This window comes from Marinobacter sp. 2_MG-2023 (genome assembly GCF_030546935.1).
Classification (GTDB): Bacteria; Pseudomonadota; Gammaproteobacteria; order Pseudomonadales; family Oleiphilaceae; genus Marinobacter.
Window position 1 is genome coordinate 202,546 of sequence record NZ_JAUOPH010000001.1, and the last position, 20,158, is coordinate 222,703.

Genomic DNA, 20,158 nt, shown 5'->3' on the forward strand with positions numbered 1-20,158 from the left:
CCTTACGTACAGAGTTAAATCAGTCGATTTTTTCATCGGCCAGGAAGAACCAGGTATCCAACACCGAATCCGGGTTAAGGGATACAGTATCAATGCCCTGATTCATCAACCACTTTGCAAGATCGGGATGGTCCGATGGTCCTTGACCACAGATGCCGATGTACTTGCCTGCTTTTTTACAGGCCTGAATAGCACTGGAAAGCAGTATTTTAACGGCCTCGTCCCGCTCGTCGAAAAGGTGCGCAATAATGCCCGAGTCACGGTCCAGGCCGAGGGTCAACTGAGTGAGGTCATTGGAACCAATAGAAAAACCATCAAAGTGCTCCAGGAACTTCTCGGCCAACAACGCATTGCCCGGCAGTTCGCACATCATGATTACACGAAGACCATTCTCTCCGCGCTTGAGACCATTCTCAGCCAAAAGTTTGACCACCTGCTCGGCTTCACCGACAGTGCGCACAAAAGGCACCATAACCTCAACGTTGGTCAAACCCATTACATCGCGTACTTTTTTGAGCGCACGGCATTCCAGCTCAAAACAGTCACGGAAGGTTTCCGAGATATAACGTGAAGCACCGCGGAACCCCAGCATCGGGTTTTCTTCGTCCGGCTCGTATAAGGTACCGCCGATCAGGTTGGCATACTCGTTGGATTTGAAGTCAGACAACCGCACGATAACCTTTTTCGGCCAGAAGGCGGCGGCCAGAGTAGAAATACCTTCAACCAGTTTGTCGACGTAAAAATCAACCGGAGAACTATAACCGGAGATACGCTTCTCGACGGTTTGCTTGATATCCCTCGGCAAGCCTTCAAAGTTCAGAAGGGCCTTCGGGTGCACACCAATCATGCGGTTAATAATAAACTCAAGACGGGCCAGACCAACCCCTTCATTAGGCAGGGACTGGAAATCAAAAGCACGATCCGGGTTACCTACGTTCATCATAATCTTGAACGGGATATTGGGCATGGAGTCCACGGTATTTTCACGCAGCTCGAAGTCCAGAGCACCTTCGTAGATCAGCCCGGTATCGCCCTCAGCGCATGACACGGTTACTTCCTGCCCATCCTTCAGGACTTCCGTTGCATCACCACAGCCCACTACTGCGGGGATACCCAGTTCGCGGGCAATGATAGCGGCGTGACAGGTCCGGCCACCACGGTCCGTAACAATCGCGGAAGCACGTTTCATAACAGGCTCCCAATCCGGATCTGTCATGTCAGTCACCAACACATCACCAGCCTGCACGCGATCCATTTCTTTTATGCTGGTAATGATCTTGACCGGGCCGGCACCAATTTTGTGGCCGATACTGCGGCCTTCCACCAGCACGGTGCCGGTTTCATTCAGCAGGTAACGCTCCATTACGTTGGCAGAAGCCCGGCTTTTAACCGTTTCCGGACGGGCCTGCACGATATAAATTTTCCCATCATCACCATCTTTGGCCCATTCAATATCCATTGGGCGCTGATAGTGCTTCTCGATGATCATGGCCTGCCGGGCCAACTCTTCGACTTCGGCATCTGAAACACAGAACAGGCCACGCTCTTCCGGGTCCACTTTAACGGTTTCAACAAGCTGGCCTTCACCGGGTTCGGAGTGATACACCATCTTGATGGCTTTGCTGCCGAGGTTCCTGCGCAAAACGGCTGGCCGGCCGGCATCGAGTGTGGGTTTATGAACGTAGAACTCGTCCGGGTTAACGGCACCCTGAACAACTGTTTCACCAAGGCCATAGGAGCCTGTAATGAATACAACGTCCCGGAAGCCGGATTCAGTATCCAGCGTAAACATAACGCCGCTTGAGGCGGTTTCGCTACGCACCATCTTCTGTATACCCGCAGACAGGGCTACAAGTTTGTGGTCGAAACCATGGTGAACACGGTAAGAAATCGCGCGGTCATTAAACAAAGAGGCAAACACCTCTTTAACCGACGTGCGAACCTGCTCAAGCCCGACCACATTCAGAAAGGTTTCCTGCTGACCGGCAAACGAAGCATCGGGCAGATCTTCAGCCGTTGCTGACGACCGCACGGCGACCGCCATCTGGTCGTTGCCATTGAGTATTTGCGCGTAGGCATCCTTGAGCGCGACTTCCAGTGCATCAGGAAAGGGAGTTTCGATAATCCACTGGCGAATTTTCGCACCTACCCTGGCCAGTTCGTTCACATCGTTTATATCGAGGGTGTCGAGGACGTTATCAATCTTGCCCTTCAAGCCATCTTTGGCCAGGAACTCACGGTAAGCATGAGCCGTGGTGGCGAAACCACCAGGAACCGTTACACCTGCATTGGCGAGATTACTGATCATTTCACCGAGGGAGGCGTTTTTGCCACCTACCCGGTCAACATCGGACATTCCCAGGTGATCAAACCAGATTATGTAATCTTCCAAAGCGTGTCTCCCTTGAATCTGTGAGGCTAAGAATTAAACCGGGCCAGCGGTATCGAGCGCAAAAATCGGATAACAACCACTGCGGAGTATCGAGCATGGCGTGTATGATACTGTAACCATCGGATTTTACCTAGGGAGCCGGACCAACACCATGAAACGTACAGCCTTCTTTATCTCCGATGGCACCGGCCTGACCGCCGAGGCCCTCGGTCACAGCCTACTGGCCCAATTCGAAAAAATTGAGTTTGAGCGTATTACCGTACCCTATATTGACGATGTTGAAAAAGCCCGGGATATGGTCAAACGCATTAACAGCGCCGCTGAAACCGACGGTACCCGGCCTTTGATCTTCGACACAATCCTGGACGGCAAAATCCGTGAAATTATCTCGGATGCCCAGGGGTTCATGGTGGATATTTTTGGAACCTTCCTGAGCCCTCTGGAACAGGAATTACAGTCTTCTTCATCCTATTCCGTGGGCAAGTCCCATGCGATCAATAATGAAGGTGTGTACGAGCGGCGCATACACGCAGTGAACTTTGCACTGGACAACGATGACGGTGCACGCACGCGACATTACGATGAGGCAGACCTGATTCTTGTCGGTGCGTCCCGCAGCGGCAAAACACCCACCTGCCTGTATTTAGCGCTCCAATATGGCGTTAAAGCCGCCAACTACCCGATTACCGAGGAGGATCTGCTGGATCAGCAGATGCCAAAAGCTCTACGCCCCCATAAACAAAAGATCTTTGGCCTGACGATTGAGCCGGAGCGATTAGCCACCATCCGTAATGAGCGTCGACCAAATTCCCGTTATTCGTCCATCCAGCAATGCATGCACGAAATCGAAGAGATTGAATTGATGTACCGGCGAGAGCGCATCTCTTTCCTGAATACGACTGCGTATTCAGTCGAAGAAATCTCGACACGCATCATGGTTGCTACCGGCCTGAAGCGAAACCGATAGCAGTAATTTCTGGGAAAAGAATCGTATCTGGAATAGTTCTTGGGAAGCTGGCAGGCCATAACTGGCCTGCCAGCTTTTTATCTACAGCTCCTGAATATCCAGACCAAGCTCTGTCACAAGATTACGGTTTTCAGGCCCGGTGACAACGGCTGTGCTTGCCTTTTCCGGAGCCAACCAGATTTGCGCAACCCGTTTCAGATCATCCAGCGTTACCGCCAGCACCCTCTCACGGAAACGCATTCTCTGCTCCGGGCTGCGCCCGAACAACTTGTTATGAAACGCGTGGCGCGCAGCGCCAGCCGGAGAACGGGGGCGGTCCAACTGACCAATCACCCCAAGGATAGACTCCTCCAGTTCCTGATATTCGTGATCAGTTTCCTGAAGCCAGGCCAACGCCTTGTCGAAATCATCCAGGGTTTCAGCCAAACGAGGATCCCGATAAGAAAAGAACCGGAAGTTGCCATTCACGCTGTCCTGGGCGGCACCGCCGCCATAGGCACCGCCTTTCTCCCGAATGGCTCTGTGCAGATACCCGTTGCGCAGGAACCCTCCGAGCACCGTAAGTGCGGCTGCATCCGGGTGGTCAACTGGCACAGTGCTATAGGCCCGGGCGCAAAAGTTTACCTGCGTGGATGTCAGCCAGGCTTCACGGGTTACAAAGCTCACCGGCTCCATGCTCCAACGAGATGATTCAACGCCCTTTTCACTGCCCCAGCAGGTTTTAAGGTCGTCGATCAGCGCAGGAAGGTGCTCATCCTCACCAATGACCAGGAACTCTCGCGCCTGCTCACTGATTCTCTTGTGCAAGCCAGCCAGTTGCTGACAAAAAGCGTCCAGCGCAGCAGGATCTTTCAAGGACTGATCAAGCTTTTTGGTACCTCGGATTCCAGCCAGACCACCCAGCCGGAAGGACAGCCAGGCTCCGGGGCTCATACCCTGGGCTGCAGCCCCCATAGCCAGAGCGTGACCGCTGCCTGTTACCGCCTGCTCTCGGCGGGCACGAATCTGGGCAACAATTTCACGAATGCGATCTTTTTCATCAAACCGGGCACTGGTGTAAACATCCCGGAGCAGCTTGGTGAGTGCTGTACGATTGCGGGACAGCGCTTTACCGCTGAAGATCACATAGCCTGAAAGGTTCTGGACGTCATCAATGCGAGCTTTAGCCGAAAACGAGGCTCCTATACCACCGGATTCCGCCGAGATCCGGTCCTGCATTTGCAGATAATCCAGGTCGCCGCAACCCACCTCTGAAATCAGAGCACCGTAGTAGGGTAACAGCAGCAGTTCTTCTTCCGTCAGATCCGGCAGAGGCACCACAACCTGCTCGTACACCAGACCATTGGTGCCCCGTGCAAATATGCTTGCAGAAATATCACCATCAAAGCGACCTTCAGGTTCCGGCATTTGCAGCGGTACGTCGGTCAGATCCACTTTCGGCAGAATCGAGTCATCATCCTTGCGCATCTGGCGCTCTTCCAACGCTTTGGCGCGATCAACGATATGGGCAACTTCCTCACTGGAAAGCTCAGCCTTGCGTTTTGCAAGTGCTTCGCGGATTGCCTGCTGGCGCCGTGCGTCAAGCTTGTCGTCCGGACGCAAGGTAAGCGTTACCCGGTGCGGATTATCCAACAGCTTGCGACGTATCAGGTTCGGAATATATTGCGGATCATGGATTTTCTCGCGGAGACTAGCCAGAACCGGCTCCAGATCCAGCAATTCAACAGGGTCACCGCCGTGAACCATGGGAGCAATGGCACTCATGATCAATTGAAGACCATAGGGGAAACTGTCTCCGGCAATTTCACGCTGATGCAGTTCGAGCTGATGAAGAATCGCCTCCAGGCGCTCCTCGCTGACGCCTTCTTCGACCACCTTGTTCAGCGTGCTCTCGATCAGGACTTCCAGATCGCCCTGCTTCTCGGGCTCGCTGCCTTCAATACCGCAAACAAACGTCATTTCACGGTTGGAATCTTCCAGACCGCACATTGGTGAAGGAGCCTGACCAATGTCGGTTGTTTCCAGGGCGCGCATCAGCGGAGAGGCGCTGTTTTCCAGCAACACAGCCGACAACAACTGCCCTTCGAGGTTTTCCTGAAGATCAAAGCTATGGCCCAACAGCCAACCCATTACGATATGGGTTTTGCTGGCCGTGTCTTCGCCCTCATTTACCCCGTAGCCCTGCTCAACACGAACCGGCGCGAACATGCGCTTTTCATCCCGCACAGGCAGTTCAATATCCAGCCGGTCGAAACGCTTGAGTGCCAGCTCTTCAAAACGCTCCTGATGCTCATGGGCAGGAATATTTCCGTAGGTGGCAAAAATTGCGTTGCTGGGGTGATAGTGATGCCGGTAAAAGCGGATAAGATCCTCGTAGCTCAGATCAACAATCTGATCCGGCTCGCCACCACTGTTGTAATGATAGGTGGTTGTCGGGAACAAATGGCTGCTCAGGTTCTGCCAGAGCTGTGAGGTGGGCGCGCTCATGGCGCCTTTCATTTCATTGTAAACAACTCCCCGGTATACCAGCTCCGTACTGGGGTCATCCGGCTTTTCAAACTCCAGGCGATGGCCTTCCTGTGCGAAATCCAGCGGATCCAGTTTGGAGAAGAACACGGAGTCCAGATAAACGGATAGCAGATTATCAAAATCCTTTCGATTCATGCTCGCGAAGGGGTATGCCGTCCAGTCGCTGCTGGTAAAGGCGTTCATGAACGTATTCAGGGAACGACGAATCATCATGAAGAAGGGATCGCGGACAGGATAGCGTTCACTGCCACACAAGGCCGTGTGTTCAAGAATATGGGCAACGCCTGTAGAATCCATCGGAAAGGTTCTGAGCGCCACAAAAAACACGTTCTCGTCGTTATCCGCCGCGAGATGAAGATGGCGGGCACCGGTTTTCCTGTGACGATACTCCTCAACATCGAGATTAAGCGTATCAATCCGGTGACTGCGAAGCTTCTCAAAAGCCGGATGGGTTGCGTTGTCGATCACTGCAGCCATTCAAACTATCCTGTCGTTAAACAATTGGAGAATTGTAGGGTAACACGTAGTATCGATTATCATGCATCCGTCCCCAAGCGATAAGGTAGCCCACTGATCCATGAGCACAACTCCAGGCCCAGCAAGTTCAGGCCCAGCAAAAGCCGAGCAGGCTCCCGAAGTCGCAGCCTATTGGGCGGAGCGACGCCGGTATCTAGAGCGCATAAGGAAATCCCCTGAACTACGACAGAGGTTCTGGCGCGAAGTTGCCATATACCTGGCCCGGCGTATCCTCTGGTCGTTTGGCTTCTTCCCTGTATTCATGGCCTTCTGGGTGCCGCTGGTGCTATCCAGCTTCAACCCGGTAGTTCTGGCGTCCGACCTCATCCCCCTGCTTCAGGATTTTGTAAACTCGAATCCTGAAGTACAGGCTACAACCCTCAGCACTTTCTCCATCGCCTGGGCATCGGTTGGTTTTTTCTTTCTGATCTTCGATTTCGTGTTAACCCCGTTCAAATCACCTTACGAATACGAAGCCGATGTATACATGAGGGCATGGGAACAGCTCAATCATGAACAACTTCCAGCGAAAATGTGATTTGCCCAGCATTCTCAACAAGTTCAGGCACTTTCAGTTACATAACCCGGCCTGCGCTGGGTAAGATAAAACGACGATCAATGTGAAAAGTGCTGGATCAAGAGGTTCCACCATGGTCGACTTCAGACCACTTCTGTTTCTGAATGCCCTGGCTCTTATGCTCTTGGTGACAGCTGGCTTTGCTTCGATTCGCAATGATCAGCCCAGTGGTGAGGTCGTTGAAGCTGCCGCACCTACGATTGAAAATACTGCGCAGACATCAACAGCTGTCGTTAAAGCTGTTTCAGTGCCTCCAGCCGAATCTGAAGCTGTATACGAGCCACCTAAGGTAAACACTGAGCCATTCCTTATTCCCGAACTGGCGGAAGCCCCCCCGGCAATTGCTTCAGCCGAACTGCCTAAAACCCTGAACACCCACGCTGCCGATACAGCCGAGTCCTCTTCAGAGCCTGTTCCAGCTCCAAAAACAGGCACACTTACCTTGCGCTCAAACGTGGCAGATGATCAGGTTGAAATCAACGGCAAAGCCTATGGTGCAACGCGCCTGGACCTCGAGCTGGCCCCGGGGAAATATGACATCACCATAACTAAAAACGGTTTCCAGCCCTGGCAGCAAAGCGTCGTTCTCAATGCAGGCAAGGAGCTGACGTTGGTCGGCAAACTGGAAGCCTACACTTCCGTCGATCATCAGAACGGGGTATGGCGAGGTAACGTGAAAACCGGCGACGGAACCTATATAGATAGCGACAATCTCCGGTACGAAGGTCACTTTGTTGATGGTGCTTTTCACGGCACAGGTACCGCCTGGTATGCGGACGGCTCCCGCTACGAGGGCGATTGGGAGAACGGCAGGCGTAGCGGTGAGGGTGTATGGCGCGATGCGGATGGCTCCCGCTATACAGGCCAATTCAGTGCGGATGCATTTCACGGCCAGGGCACGCTCACACTTGAAAACGGTGATATTCTTACCGGGGAGTGGTCGCAGAACCAACTTAACGGCCACGGTTCTCTGACCACAGCCGACGGCATGTTATATGTCGGCAGCTTTCGCAACAGCGACTTTCACGGGCGAGGCACTCTCACCTACCCCGACGGCCGCCACTACGAAGGCGATTTTTCCAATGGTTCCTTCCATGGTGACGGATCGGAAGTATTCGCCAACGGAAAGAAATACGAAGGCGAGTACATCGAAGGCAAGTTCCACGGAAACGGTTTGCTGCGCAACCCGAATGGCAGCTCCATCGAGGCGACGTTCCGCCACGGTGAGCCCTACGGGCAGGTTCGCCTGACCACAGCGGCCGGCGAAATATTCACGGCCCGCACCACAGAGCCCGGCGTGTGTTATCGGGACAAAAGCTATCGGGCAACACAATGCCCGACACTGGAAGGCTGGTAATAGCGGCCCGATAACCAACGTGATTGAAGTAACAGCTTGAGGTAGTTAGATGGCGATCAAAAATGCTCTTCTGGTGGATGATTCCAAAGTAGCCCGGTTTGCCCTGAGCAAACTGCTCGAAGGCCGCGACATGAATATAAGCATGGCCAGTTCTGCAGAAGAGGCCCTGGAACTCCTCAACACCGGCGAACACCCGGATGTCATTTTCATGGACCACCTCATGCCCGGGATGAACGGCGTGGAGGCTACCAAAGCCATAAAAGGTAACCCGGACACTTCCAGCATCCCCATCATAATGTGCACGTCCCAGAAATCCTCATCGTTCACGAAAGAAGCCATGAACTTCGGCGTCTACAACATCCTTACCAAGCCGACGCAGCCTGATGGACTGGGCCTGGTACTGGACCAATTGGCGAGTGATCTTCTCCAGGGCGCGCTTCCCGAGGCACCCCGGATTGACCCGGAGCCCGACACCGACGAATACCTTCACGACATGACAGATAATGCAGCGCTGGAAATTCCACCAGAGCAGCCCCATCCGGAGATTACCCAAAACGGCAGCGCTCCCACCAGTGTTGTTCCGCTGACCAGCGAGCTGATTGAACAGATTTCACGCTCCGCCGTCAAAACGCACATCAACAACCGCCTTCATGAGTTGCTGAGCTCTTTGTTTGACGAGCAGTTTGACCATCTGAAACGGGCGCTGGACGAGTCACGAAGCAAACAGGAAAGCGCCATGGAAGCGCGCCTGAATTCGATGAGCGAGATGATCGATGAGCGCACCCGCAACCTTCGAGACGAGGTTGCGGGTGAGGTAAACCTTAACTTGGGCAGGGAGCTGGCAGGCCTTAAAAAAGAGCTCTCACGTAACTCCGGATTCACCAGTGACCATATGGCGGAGCTGAAAGATCATATTACCAGCGTGCAGACCATAGACACCGAGTTCTGGCAAACGCTGCAATCTGAAGCCATCCAACAGGCTAACGAGGTTTCCCGTGAGACAGCTGAAGATATTGCCCAGCGTACTATTGACTTGTTTGTCGCTCAGCAGCGTTCTGCGTCATCCAAAATATATACCATTGGCCTGACTTTGAGCCTTGGGGTATTCAGCCTTGGGATTGCCTGGCTTGCAGGCCTGTTCGGGTAAACTCCTCGCGAATCCTGCGCCAGTCATCCGGAGTGTCTATATCGTCATGAACACCCGGAATGGCCAGCCTCGTCGCATTTGCTCCAACCAACAACTGACCCGCTCCCCGATCACCCTCCAGCGCAAGAATGTCAGGCCATAACCAGCGAGGCAGATAAGCCGGAACGCCCGGGCGGCTCCCGTAGTCTGCTGCAAGAGCCTGGTCCGGAAAACACCGCGCTGTTTCACCAAACGCTGCAAGAGCATGGTGGTCCAGCAGCGGCTGATCCGCCAACAATACAAATGCACCTTTTGCATAGGGTCCCAGGCTGCGAATACCTGCCGAAAGCGATGCCGCCATCCCCTTGTGCCAGTCTGCCACGTGGACCCAGCGAGACGGCTGCGCCTGGCAACGAAAGCGAACCAATGGATACCAGGCGCCACACACTACATGAACATCCCGGCTAAGAAGCCTGCCCTGAGCAATGGCGTGATCCAGAAGCGTGCGGCTCTGACCGTTCCCTTCACTCAGGGCCATCATAGCCTTGGGACGCCCAAAACGGCTGGAAGCACCCGCCGCGAGAACAAGTGCCGGAAACTCCTGATCGTGATTATGGCGAGAAGCAGTTATGGTTTCGTTCCTTATAAAATGAGACAAATGGAATCAGTGGCGAGAATAAGCTCAGACTAATACGCTGGCAGGTCACTCATTCCGGATTTTTGCTAGAATCCCCACATCATTCAACCATACCCGCTCGGAAACTTAATGAACCAGCTGTTTGTAGACAACCTCACCGTTATCGATTTCGCTTACCTGGACCCCACCCGGGGATTAGTGGGGGAAAGCTGGATTGCCGACGTTGTACTGGGAGGCGAGCTTGATGACCAGGGCATGGTATTCGATTTCAGCAACGTAAAGCGCACCATAAAGCGCATCATTGATGAGCGTGTGGATCACAGGCTGGTGATACCCCGCGGTTACGAAGGCCTCTCCTGGAACCAGGATACACCCGACACCTTCACCTGGGCCCTAACTGACGGCAGCCACATAGTGCACCGCTCGCCGGATGAAGCCATCGTATGGCTTTCTGCAGAGCGGGTTGTTCCGTCGGCAGTAGCGGCTCTGCTTGAGCGTGAGCTGATGGCGGTACTACCGGCAAATGTGACTTCGGTGGAAATCAATCTTCGGGAAGAGGAAATTGATGGGGCTTACTACCATTACGTTCACGGTCTGAAAAAGCACCTGGGTAACTGCCAGCGCATAGCACACGGCCACCGCTCACCTATTCGCATCGATCGGAACGGACGCAGAGATTATGACCTGGAGCGCTCCTGGGCCAGGCTTTGGCAGGATATCTACGTGGGGTCTGAAGAAGACGTTGCGCGCAGGCAGGTAGCGGAAAACGGCGTCCCGTACATCACCTTTGAGTACGAGGCCAACCAGGGCGAGTTTGCCCTGACCCTGCCGGAAAAGCGTGTTTATATGATGGCCACTGACACCACGGTTGAATTGATTGCCGCGCACATTGCTGGCCAGCTGAAATCAGAATTCCCTGCCGACACGATCCTTGTGAAAGCTTATGAGGGCGTTGGCAAAGGAGCCCTAGCCTCTCGTTAATGCCGGCCACTCCAGAGGCAAGTGAGCAGGGCGCCACCTTCCAAAACTGTGTGTTGCCAGGGATGGCAACACCAAGCCCCCATGGATGGGTTTACGGCGTGTTTTGGGAGGCGGCGCCCTGCTCACGGTCTCTGGCAATCAGCCCGATCCATTTATAAACAGGCACAAAAAAACCGCCCGAAGGCGGTTTTTTTGATGGCTATCCGGTGGACTAAACCGTCAAGCCGTATTGGCGTCCCCTAGGGGGTTCGAACCCCTGTTGCCGCCGTGAAAGGGCGGAGTCCTAGGCCACTAGACGAAGGGGACTAGAAATTGGTGGAGCCAGGCGGGATCGAACCGCCGACCTCAACACTGCCAGTGTTGCGCTCTCCCAGCTGAGCTATGGCCCCTCAACGGATGCGTATATTAAGGATCCACCCCATGGGCGTCAACCTTTCACCCCACTTTTTTCCAGTTTTCTGAACATCCTTGTCCAGACCGCTTACTTCTTCACCAAAGTGGCTATTAAGCACCCAATGCTGCGTACTCTTTTTCCACTTTCTTCGTTTCTTTCTTGGAGAAACCTCCAAGCACTTCAAGAGCCTGCCGCAAACGCGCTCGGGTCATATCCGGGCCCAGCACATCCATGGAGTCCATAACAGACCAGGAGTTCGGCGTGCCTGCAATTGCAACGAACACAGAGAACATGAAGTCGCCCATTTTCAGATCCATAGCCTTGGCCAGGAATTTTATATCGGCAAAAATTGTGTCCTTACTCCAATGGCGTTGAGCCTCAAGCTTCCACAAAGTAAATTGGAGCACCCGTTTAATCTGGCCTTCTTCCAGTTTGTTGTGAACAAAGTCTTCCGGCTTCAGATTAAGCATGCCCGAGAACATGAACTGCGCCATAGGCGCCACATCAGAGAAGACTTCCGCCCTGCCCTTGATATGCGGCACCAACGCCTTGAGTGCGTCTTCGTTGAACCACCATTGGCGCATGCGTTCAATAAACTGTTCTTCCGTAAGCTCATCACGCAGCCACTGGCCGTTGAGCCAGCGAAGTTTTTCCACATCGAAAACCGGCCCGCCAAGAGAGACACGCTGGATGTCGAAGTTTGCGATCATTTCATCCAGAGTAAACTTTTCGCGCTCATCCGGCATGGACCAACCCATGCGGCCAAGGTAGTTGGTAACGGCTTCCGGCAAGAAACCCATGCGCTCATAGAAATTAATGCTCGTGGGGTTCTTACGCTTCGACAGTTTGCTTTTATCCGGATTGCGCAGTAACGGGAGGTGACACAGCACGGGCATTTCCCAGCCAAAATACTGGTACAGCAATTTGTGCTTGGGCGCAGAGTTGATCCATTCTTCGCCACGCAGTACATGGGTAATTTCCATCAGATGGTCGTCAACCACGTTAGCCAGATGGTAAGTCGGCATGCCATCTGATTTCAGCAGAATCTGGCAGTCCACCTGTGCCCAGTCTATTTCAATGGTGCCACGGAGCATGTCTTCAATTTCGCAGACGCCCTCATCGGGCACCTTCATACGGATCACGTAGGATTCACCCGCATCCAGGCGACGTTTCACCTCTTCCTGGGACAGTTCAAGGTTGCCCTTGATGCCAGGGTTCAGGCCTTGCGCCTTGCGCTCTTCACGAATCGCATCCAGCTCTTCTGGCGTACGGAAACAATAAAAAGCATGGCCGGCAGTCACCAGGTCTTCCGCGTACTGAGCGTACGAATGCTTGCGCTCAGACTGGCGATAGGGGCCATGTGGACCTCCCACATCAGGGCCTTCGTCCCAATTGAGGCCCAGCCAACGCAGTGCCTTGAGGATATCCTGTTCAGATTCCGCAGTACTGCGTGCCTGATCGGTATCCTCAATACGCAAGATAAACTGCCCGCCGTGTTGCCGGGCAAAGCAGAGGTTGAACAGGGCCACGTAGGCGGTACCAACGTGTGGGTCACCGGTAGGTGATGGAGCAATTCGGGTACGTACAGTCATGAAACCTTCCTGAAAATCAGTGGCCGTGTGATAAACCCGGCATTATACCGGCCCGGGCATAATTTCGCATGGCCCCAGCGCATCAATGCACGGCCACCCGCCAAGTCAAATGAGGTTTTGCGAACTTTTAATGTTTGGTGTTACATTATAACGTTTCAACCACATAGTAGGACTCAGATAGCCATGCGCATCGCCAAAACAGCTCTTTCTATAACTCTGAGCGCCAGCGCCCTCCTTTACGGAAGTAACACGCTTGCAGATACCCAGATACTTACCTCCATCAAGCCACTGGAGCTTCTGGTACGCGCAGTTGCGACAGATGACATGCACACAACTACACTGGTACCCCCGGGCTCCAGCCCGCACAACTATTCAATGACACCTTCGAAGCGCCGGGCGCTGGAAAGCGCAGATGTCATATTCTGGGTTGGCCCCGAAATGGAGACGTTTTTGACCCGACTCCTGACAGGCAGTGAATTTGGTGAACGCTCAGTCGCACTTATGAGCTCAGATGTCGAAAGTACAGAAGAAGATCACGACCATGCCCACCATGACGACCACGACGACCATGACGACCACGAAGAACATCACGAGCACGAAGGGCATGACGAACACGAGGCTCATCACGAACAAGAAGAACAAGTCACCCACGATGATCATGGGCATGGGCACGATCATGGAGACGGAGAAGACCCACACATCTGGGTAGACCCCCAAATGGCGATTACCATGGCAGAAAGTATCCGGGATGCTCTGGCCCAACTGGACGGTGCAGACCAAACGACTCTGGATCGTAACCTGGAAAAATTCAAAGCCTCCGTAGCACGGAAAGAAGAGCAAATCCGGAAGCAACTGGAACCCTTGAAGGATATAAGCCTGTTTGCCTATCACAGTGCCTTCACCCCTTTCGGAGAACATTACAACCTGAACGTTGAAGGCGTCCTGACGCTCAACCCGGAACTCTCGCCGGGAGCACGACACATAGCCGAGGTTCAAGAGACGCTGCGGAGTGCCAACCACCCATGCCTGCTGACCGAGCCGCAATTCAACCGTCAGTGGTGGCACTCAGTCACTGAGGGACTGGATGTAACATTCAGCAGCTGGGATCCACTGGCGACCGACATAGCTGCAACCGCAAACGGCTACGAGGCTTTCCAGCAAAGCATCGCCGATGCCGTGCTCAAATGCTTACCAGAGAATGCTGAGCATTAATGGAACAGACACCATGGCCAGAAGCGTCTGACCACTGATTATGCCCGCCATCAGCGGCGCATCACCGCCTAACTGCCTGGCCAGAATATAGGCGGATGTCGCGGTTGGCAGGGTGGCCAGAAGCACGGCTACCTGCACCAGGGTGCCTTCAAGCCCGAGCAGAACGGCAAGCCCCATTGCCATCAGCGGAAAAAGCAGCAGTTTGAGAACCGATGACAGAATAAAGGGCGCAGACCCGCCCCGCAGGGCCTTCAATTGAAGCCCTGCGCCAACTGTCATCAGCCCCATCGGCAGCGCAAGATTACTCAAAGGCTCAAGCGTGCCCGCGAGAAGCGGATGAAAGCCAATCTCGAAAAAGCTCCAGACTACCCCTAGGACCGACCCGATAATCAGAGGATTCGACACAATGGCGCGTAGCACCGGCTTGATTCTCAACGGGCCCTGGGTTACCACCAAAGAAAACATAAGAATACACATCAGGTTCAACATCGGCACCATGACGGCGACAGCGATCGCGGTCAGAGAAAGGCCTTCGTCACCCAGCAACATCCCTCCTGCCGCTAGCCCCACATAAGAGTTAAACCGGATTGCACCTTGATAGACCGAAGAAAAGACGGGACCGTCCCAGCGCCAGAAAAACTGCACAACCACTAACAACACAGTCATCGCCAGCAACATGGAACCAATCAGCATGGCCGTATCGCCGTAGGCAGAAGCCGGCAGGCGAGCCTGGCCAAGCTTGTAGACCAACATGGCAGGAAAGAGCACGTAGTAGGTAAACCGCTCGGCCTGTGGCCAGAACTCAACTGATGGGAATGCCCAGCGCCGGAACAGATGACCTAGCACTATCAGCGCAAAAACAGGCACCAACGCCTGAACCATAACCGGCATATCGAAAACTCCAGCATCAGTGATTTTTACGGGGACCCGTCCGGCTCGTAAGCCAGGCAATCGTCAAGGATATCAGATGGCCCCTAAACCGTCTCCGAACTTGGACTGACAGAACGTCTCTTGCCACTGATCATCTCGCCCAGTGGTCAGCCTGAACCGGGCCTGCCAGAATAAATCCCACTAAGCCGCCACATCCGGTTGAGCGCCATATTCAGCATCAGGAAGAACCCATGCACCCCGATCCCAAAACGAAACAGGGTAAAGCAACCCGGATTATTCATAACCGCCGCCATAAAGACAGCCTTGGCAGCCCCTATTCTCCGGTGTACAACACCACCACTTACCGATTTGCGGACACAGACTCGCTGCGAAACGTAATTGAGGGGCATACACAGGGAAATCTTTACACACGCTGGGGCAGCAACCCCACCATCCGGGAGCTTGAGCAAGGCCTGGCGAGCCTTGAAGACGCAGAAGATGCGCTGGCCTTCGCCTCTGGCATGGCGGCCATTTCAGCAACATTATTTGCTCACGGACGCAGCGGCATCGTCTGTATCGGTGACCTTTACGGCGGCACCCAGGAGCTGCTGATCAATCACCTGCAGCCTCTGGGTATTCCTGTTACCTTCCTGCTGAAGAACGAATGCGAACAACTGGCCAGTGTTCTCAACATGCCCGGCATGCTGGTTTACTGTGAAACCCCGGCCAACCCGACACTGGGCATACTGGATATCCGGAAACTGGCACAGCGAACCCACTCCAGAGGCGCCCTTCTTGCAGTCGATAGTACATTTGCCTCACCAGTGAATCAGCGTCCTCTGCTGCTGGGTGCCGACTTCAGTATCCACAGTGCCACCAAATTCCTGGGTGGCCACAGCGACCTCACCGCGGGTGCCGTTATGGCCTCCGCTGACCACGTCAGACCCATTGCCCAGTGGCGCAAAAACCTCGGCCAGATACTGGCACCGGAAACCGCAGCTCTGCTCTCACGCAGCCTCAGAACCCTACCTGTGCGAGTGCGACAGCATAATGAGAACGCTATGGCAGTAGCCTGTGCGATGCAAAATCACCCGGCAATCAAGCGGGTACTCTACCCGGGGTTACCCGACTTTTCCGATCACAGCCTTGCCTCGCAACAAATGGAGGGGTTTGGCGGGGTATTGACGCTGGAGCTAAAGGGAGGCCGCGAACAGGCTGAAAAAGTGGCCGACAGCCTTAAGGTTTTTCTGTTAGCTACCAGCCTGGGAGGCGTCGAAAGCCTGGTGTCCCAACCCTGCGCCACCAGTCACCACGGCATCAGCCGAGAGGAGCGCGAGCGCCGCGGAATAACTGACGGAATGCTGCGACTGTCTGTTGGGCTCGAAGATGCGGATGACCTGATCGCAGACCTGCAACAGGCTTTGAACCAGTTATAGATCACCATTCTTGAGAAAGTCGCGAAGGGCTGCCGCGTTGTTGTGCTCGGTATCCTTTGCGGCAAAAACAAGTGTTATTCGCTTGTGGGCGTTCACGATCGACTGCAACTCTTTCAGATCATCAGCCGCGTCAGTTTTTTTCAACTCCTTCAGATACCGCTGCTGGAATTCACCCCATTTTTCAGGGTCATGATCAAACCACTTGCGCAAATCGGAAGACGGGGCGAGCCCTTTCAGCCAGGTTTCAAGTTCGGCATCTTCCTTGGCAACACCGCGGGGCCATAGTCTATCGACCAGTATGCGTGGTCCATCGGAACGCGCAGATTCTTCGTAAGCTCTTTTGATTCGAATTTCCATCATCAAGCCTCCGTTCTATTGATCAGACAAGGTCACCCGCGTTCAACTGTTCTACCGAATTTTTACCCAAGAGTGCAAGTGTCAACTCTACCTCGTACCGGAAGTTATCCAGCATCCGGGAGACAGCCTCTTCTCCACCTGCCGCCAACGCATATGCCCATGCGCGGCCTACCAGACAGGCATTTGCACCCAGGCAAAGTGCCCGCACAATGTCTTGCCCGGATTGCACACCGCCATCAAACAGAATCTCGGTTTTTCCTGACACCGCTTCAACAATACCCGGTAATGCCGAAATAGTTGAAGGCGCACCATCCAGCTGCCGCCCACCGTGATTAGAGACAACGATTCCATCAGCCCCGACATCCACTGCAGAACGGGCGTCGTCCGGGTCCATAATGCCTTTTATTACCAGCTTGCCTGGCCAATGCTGGCGCACCCAATCCAGATCTTTCCAGGTAACAGATGCATCAAACTGTTGGTCTACCCAGGCCTTGAAGTCTTCAGGGTTGCGACCCGAGGGTACCGCATCGGCGAGATTGCCAAAGGTCAGGGGTTTGCCTTTGATGGCCACATCCCAAAGCCAGAGAGGATGGGAAAGTATGTCGGACAACTTCTGAACTTTTCCCCAGGGAGAAAGCCCCCCATTCATGCCGTTACGCACGTCGCGGTAGCGTACACCGAGCTTCGGAAGATCCACCGTAAACACCAGAGTGGAATAACCAGCCTTGTGTGCACGATTGAGCAGAGCTTCGGAGTAACCCCGGTCTTTCAGTACGTATAGTTGGAACCAGTTGTCCGCGCCGGCCGCCCCGGCAACCTCCTCCAGTGAACAGATCGAGACGGTACTCAAGCAAAACGGGACACCACTGCTCTTTGCTCCGCGGGCAGCCTGAACCTCACCTCGCCGCGCAAGCATGCCGGCAAGACCGACAGGAGCCAACACCAGTGGCAGTGACGCAGCCTGTCCCAGGATCTGCGTTGCAGCCGAAACGCTGGATACGTCCCGCATAACACGCTGACGAAAATGCAGGTTCTGAAAGTCTGTCGTGTTCTCTCTGAGTGTCTGTTCAGAGAAAGCACCACCATCAAAGTAGTCGAACATCATCCGCGGCAAACGAGCTTTGGCAAGCTGGCGGTTATCGGTTGTATTTGCAGGTGTAATCATTGTTATATTTTTTCTCCAGAAGACCACTCAGGGTAGGTTTTCCATTCATCTTTCCAGGCGCCCATTTTCTCCGGTTCCATCGGCCTGGAAATGGCGTATCCCTGTGCATAATAGCAACCAAGGCTAATCAGAAGTTCGCCGTGTTCGCGGGTTTCTACGCCCTCTGCAACAAGCTTCCTGTCAAAGGCATGGGACAATCCGATGATACCTTTAAGAATGGAAATATCGTCCTCATTCGACAGTGCGCCTCTCACAAAACCCTGATCTATTTTCAAGGTCTTCACTGGCAATTGCTTGAGATAGGATAACGACGAATACCCGGTACCAAAATCATCAAGAGAAAAGGTAACGCCAAGGCCCTCACAGCTACAAATAATGCTGCTTGCCTTATCAAGTTCGCCAAGTCCAGCCGTTTCGAGTATTTCGAGGTCAAGCCGTTGCGGAGCCACATGAGGATATCGGGCGAGAATTTCTTCGAGTTTCTCCACGAAGCCCGGCTGCTGGAGATGCATCGCCGCAATGTTAACGCCCACATCAAGATGCAACCCTTCGCTATCCCAGACTGCCATCTGCCTGAAAGCCTCTTCAATAACCCACTCGCCAATTTCAATGTTTAGCGGATGGTGCTCCAGCGCCGGCAAAAAATGAATCGGGCTCAACATACCCTCAACGGGATGATCCCAGCGGATTAGCGCTTCAACACCAATAATCTCACCCGAGCGCATGTTTACCTTGGGCTGGTACGCTAACCAGAACTGATTATCAGCCAGCCCGGTTCGAATATCCGCCAGCAGGAGTTGGCGCTCGGCAGACTGACGCTGCTCACTCGCATCCACGAACAGCCAGCCGCCCTTTTGTTCCTGCTTGGCGCGGAACAGCGCATGATCCGCCTGCCTCAATACTGTATCGGCATCGCAAGCGCCATCATGGGGGAACAGAGCAACACCTGCCGTGAAACCCATTGAGACGCTGTCACCACTCAAAACAAACGGTTGCTCAGCCGTCAGCCTCATGGTGTGGAGCTGGGCCTCGACCTTTCTGCTATCCAGCAGCAACACCACAAACTCATCTCCGCTGATGCGGGCAAGCTGTCCACCTTGCGCCAGGACATCTGACCAACGCTTCGCAAGCAGGCCAAGGAGCCGGTCGGCATATTCCTCCCCGAAACGAGCATTGACCTTGCCGAAATTATCCAGATCAATAGAGACCAGTGCGACGGACTCAGCCTCCAAATGACTTTGCTGCATGACACTCCGGATTTCCCTGACAATGCCATTGCGATTCATCAGGCCGGTAAGCGGATCTGAATAAGCAAGAAACTGGAGCTGGCGTTCGTGGTCCGAAGCCTGCCTTTCCAGAGCCGCATCAATTTTTTCCCTCTGTAAACCTGCCAGTTCATTCTCGGCCCTGAGCCTCGCCATTTTCTCTCGCATAAGCTGTATCGTGCTGGCGGAGAGCTTGCCGTATATTTCGAGAAAGGCCGAGACCATCACGGAGACCGAACCGCTCAGCTGGCCGTCAACCTCTCTTTTCGCCTCTGACATGGGAACACCGCGTTCAAGCGCCTTGGCTGTCAGGGCCATCCTGCGATCCGACTCAAGGATATGAAACGCCAACCAGCGGGTCAGATAATCGAACAGCCCCCCCATTACCTTCTCTTCCGGCTCATTGCTGGAGCGATACATCTGAATCTGCACAAAGAACAGCTGATGACCATCGTGATGGTTTTTTACCATTTCCTCTTGCCCAAGCACCGATTTCCAGATGTCTTCCTCGGTTTTGAAGTGATACGCAGCGTAAGAAAGCAGTTCATCCAGGATATGGCCAAAATCAAGCTCCGACGCACTGGACGCGAAGTGCCAGGCAAGACGGTTCAGGATCTCGACGAGCACTTTGTGCTGATCGTCAATCTTCTCGATACCTGTCTCGAAATTTCGGTTCCATGGAAAAATTTCGAAAGCTGTCGAGTCAGCATCAAACATAATGGGAGGGTCCGACGATGAAAGAAGGTATTTTTCAACAGCATAGCTTATGCAAGTGCACCTTACAT

The 20,158-nt window shown here is 53.8% G+C and carries 15 protein-coding genes and 2 tRNA genes; 7 read left to right on the plus strand and 10 right to left on the minus strand.

Annotated features, from left to right (window positions below; genetic code table 11):
* Positions 1-19 precede the first annotated feature (19 nt).
* Entirely contained in the window at positions 20-2,392 is a 2,373-nt protein-coding gene (gene ppsA, locus Q4501_RS00975) for a phosphoenolpyruvate synthase (protein ID WP_303593400.1), read from the minus strand.
* Between the two features lie 151 nt (positions 2,393-2,543).
* Between ppsA and Q4501_RS00980 the strand changes: the two genes are divergently transcribed.
* Positions 2,544-3,359: a pyruvate, water dikinase regulatory protein gene (locus Q4501_RS00980; protein WP_303593402.1), complete on the plus strand. Its 816-nt coding sequence runs from the start codon at positions 2,544-2,546 to the stop codon at positions 3,357-3,359.
* A gap of 81 nt (positions 3,360-3,440) precedes the next feature.
* On the opposite strand, the gene Q4501_RS00985 is transcribed toward Q4501_RS00980, so the two are convergent.
* A complete protein-coding gene (locus Q4501_RS00985) occupies positions 3,441-6,365 on the minus strand; it encodes an insulinase family protein (protein WP_303593404.1) in 2,925 nt (974 codons plus the stop codon).
* Positions 6,366-6,465: 100 nt separating this feature from the next.
* On the opposite strand from Q4501_RS00985, the gene Q4501_RS00990 reads away from it, so the two are divergent.
* The 3 genes from Q4501_RS00990 (at position 6,466) to Q4501_RS01000 (ending at position 9,485) form a co-directional block, all read left to right on the plus strand.
* Positions 6,466-6,942: a hypothetical protein gene (locus tag Q4501_RS00990; protein WP_303593407.1), complete on the plus strand. Its 477-nt coding sequence runs from the start codon at positions 6,466-6,468 to the stop codon at positions 6,940-6,942.
* Positions 6,943-7,054: 112 nt separating this feature from the next.
* Positions 7,055-8,338, plus strand: a complete 1,284-nt coding sequence (locus Q4501_RS00995) for a PEGA domain-containing protein (protein ID WP_303593409.1) — start codon at positions 7,055-7,057, stop codon at positions 8,336-8,338.
* Positions 8,339-8,387: 49 nt separating this feature from the next.
* Positions 8,388-9,485 (plus strand): response regulator, encoded by a 1,098-nt coding sequence (locus Q4501_RS01000; protein ID WP_303593410.1) that lies wholly within the window; start codon positions 8,388-8,390, stop codon positions 9,483-9,485.
* Here the strand turns inward: Q4501_RS01000 and Q4501_RS01005 are convergent.
* Positions 9,445-10,122 (minus strand): nucleotidyltransferase family protein, encoded by a 678-nt coding sequence (locus tag Q4501_RS01005; protein ID WP_303593412.1) that lies wholly within the window; start codon positions 10,120-10,122, stop codon positions 9,445-9,447. The genes Q4501_RS01000 and Q4501_RS01005 overlap by 41 nt on opposite strands.
* Positions 10,123-10,230: 108 nt before the next feature.
* Here Q4501_RS01005 and Q4501_RS01010 point away from each other — a divergent pair, with 108 nt between their 5' ends.
* The gene (locus Q4501_RS01010; protein WP_303593414.1) at positions 10,231-11,082 is read left to right on the plus strand and encodes a 6-carboxytetrahydropterin synthase; all 852 of its coding nucleotides are present in this window, start codon (positions 10,231-10,233) and stop codon (positions 11,080-11,082) included.
* A gap of 230 nt (positions 11,083-11,312) precedes the next feature.
* On the opposite strand, the gene Q4501_RS01015 is transcribed toward Q4501_RS01010, so the two are convergent.
* From Q4501_RS01015 to gltX, 3 genes are all read right to left on the minus strand, one after another.
* Positions 11,313-11,388, minus strand: a tRNA-Glu gene (locus tag Q4501_RS01015).
* A gap of 7 nt (positions 11,389-11,395) precedes the next feature.
* Positions 11,396-11,471, minus strand: a tRNA-Ala gene (locus tag Q4501_RS01020).
* 115 nt (positions 11,472-11,586) lie between these two features.
* Complete coding sequence (gene gltX, locus Q4501_RS01025) at positions 11,587-13,068, minus strand: glutamate--tRNA ligase (RefSeq protein ID WP_303593416.1); 1,482 nt, start codon at positions 13,066-13,068, stop codon at positions 11,587-11,589.
* A 183-nt stretch (positions 13,069-13,251) separates the two neighbouring features.
* Here gltX and Q4501_RS01030 point away from each other — a divergent pair, with 183 nt between their 5' ends.
* Positions 13,252-14,280 (plus strand): zinc ABC transporter substrate-binding protein, encoded by a 1,029-nt coding sequence (locus Q4501_RS01030; RefSeq protein WP_303593418.1) that lies wholly within the window; start codon positions 13,252-13,254, stop codon positions 14,278-14,280.
* Here the strand turns inward: Q4501_RS01030 and Q4501_RS01035 are convergent.
* The gene (locus Q4501_RS01035) at positions 14,257-15,171 is read right to left on the minus strand and encodes an AEC family transporter (protein ID WP_303593420.1); all 915 of its coding nucleotides are present in this window, start codon (positions 15,169-15,171) and stop codon (positions 14,257-14,259) included. The two genes, Q4501_RS01030 and Q4501_RS01035, sit on opposite strands and share 24 nt — an antisense overlap.
* A 230-nt stretch (positions 15,172-15,401) precedes the next feature.
* Here Q4501_RS01035 and Q4501_RS01040 point away from each other — a divergent pair, with 230 nt between their 5' ends.
* Positions 15,402-16,586 (plus strand): PLP-dependent aspartate aminotransferase family protein, encoded by a 1,185-nt coding sequence (locus Q4501_RS01040; protein WP_303593422.1) that lies wholly within the window; start codon positions 15,402-15,404, stop codon positions 16,584-16,586.
* On the opposite strand, the gene Q4501_RS01045 is transcribed toward Q4501_RS01040, so the two are convergent.
* The 3 genes from Q4501_RS01045 to Q4501_RS01055 are packed head-to-tail and all read right to left on the minus strand — an operon-like array spanning position 16,581 to position 20,090.
* A complete protein-coding gene (locus tag Q4501_RS01045) occupies positions 16,581-16,946 on the minus strand; it encodes a DUF488 domain-containing protein (protein ID WP_368496918.1) in 366 nt (121 codons plus the stop codon). The genes Q4501_RS01040 and Q4501_RS01045 overlap by 6 nt on opposite strands.
* A 19-nt stretch (positions 16,947-16,965) precedes the next feature.
* The gene (locus Q4501_RS01050) at positions 16,966-18,108 is read right to left on the minus strand and encodes an L-lactate dehydrogenase (protein WP_368496920.1); all 1,143 of its coding nucleotides are present in this window, start codon (positions 18,106-18,108) and stop codon (positions 16,966-16,968) included.
* A 2-nt stretch (positions 18,109-18,110) separates the two neighbouring features.
* A complete protein-coding gene (locus Q4501_RS01055) occupies positions 18,111-20,090 on the minus strand; it encodes an EAL domain-containing protein (protein ID WP_303593423.1) in 1,980 nt (659 codons plus the stop codon).
* Positions 20,091-20,158 lie beyond the last annotated feature (68 nt).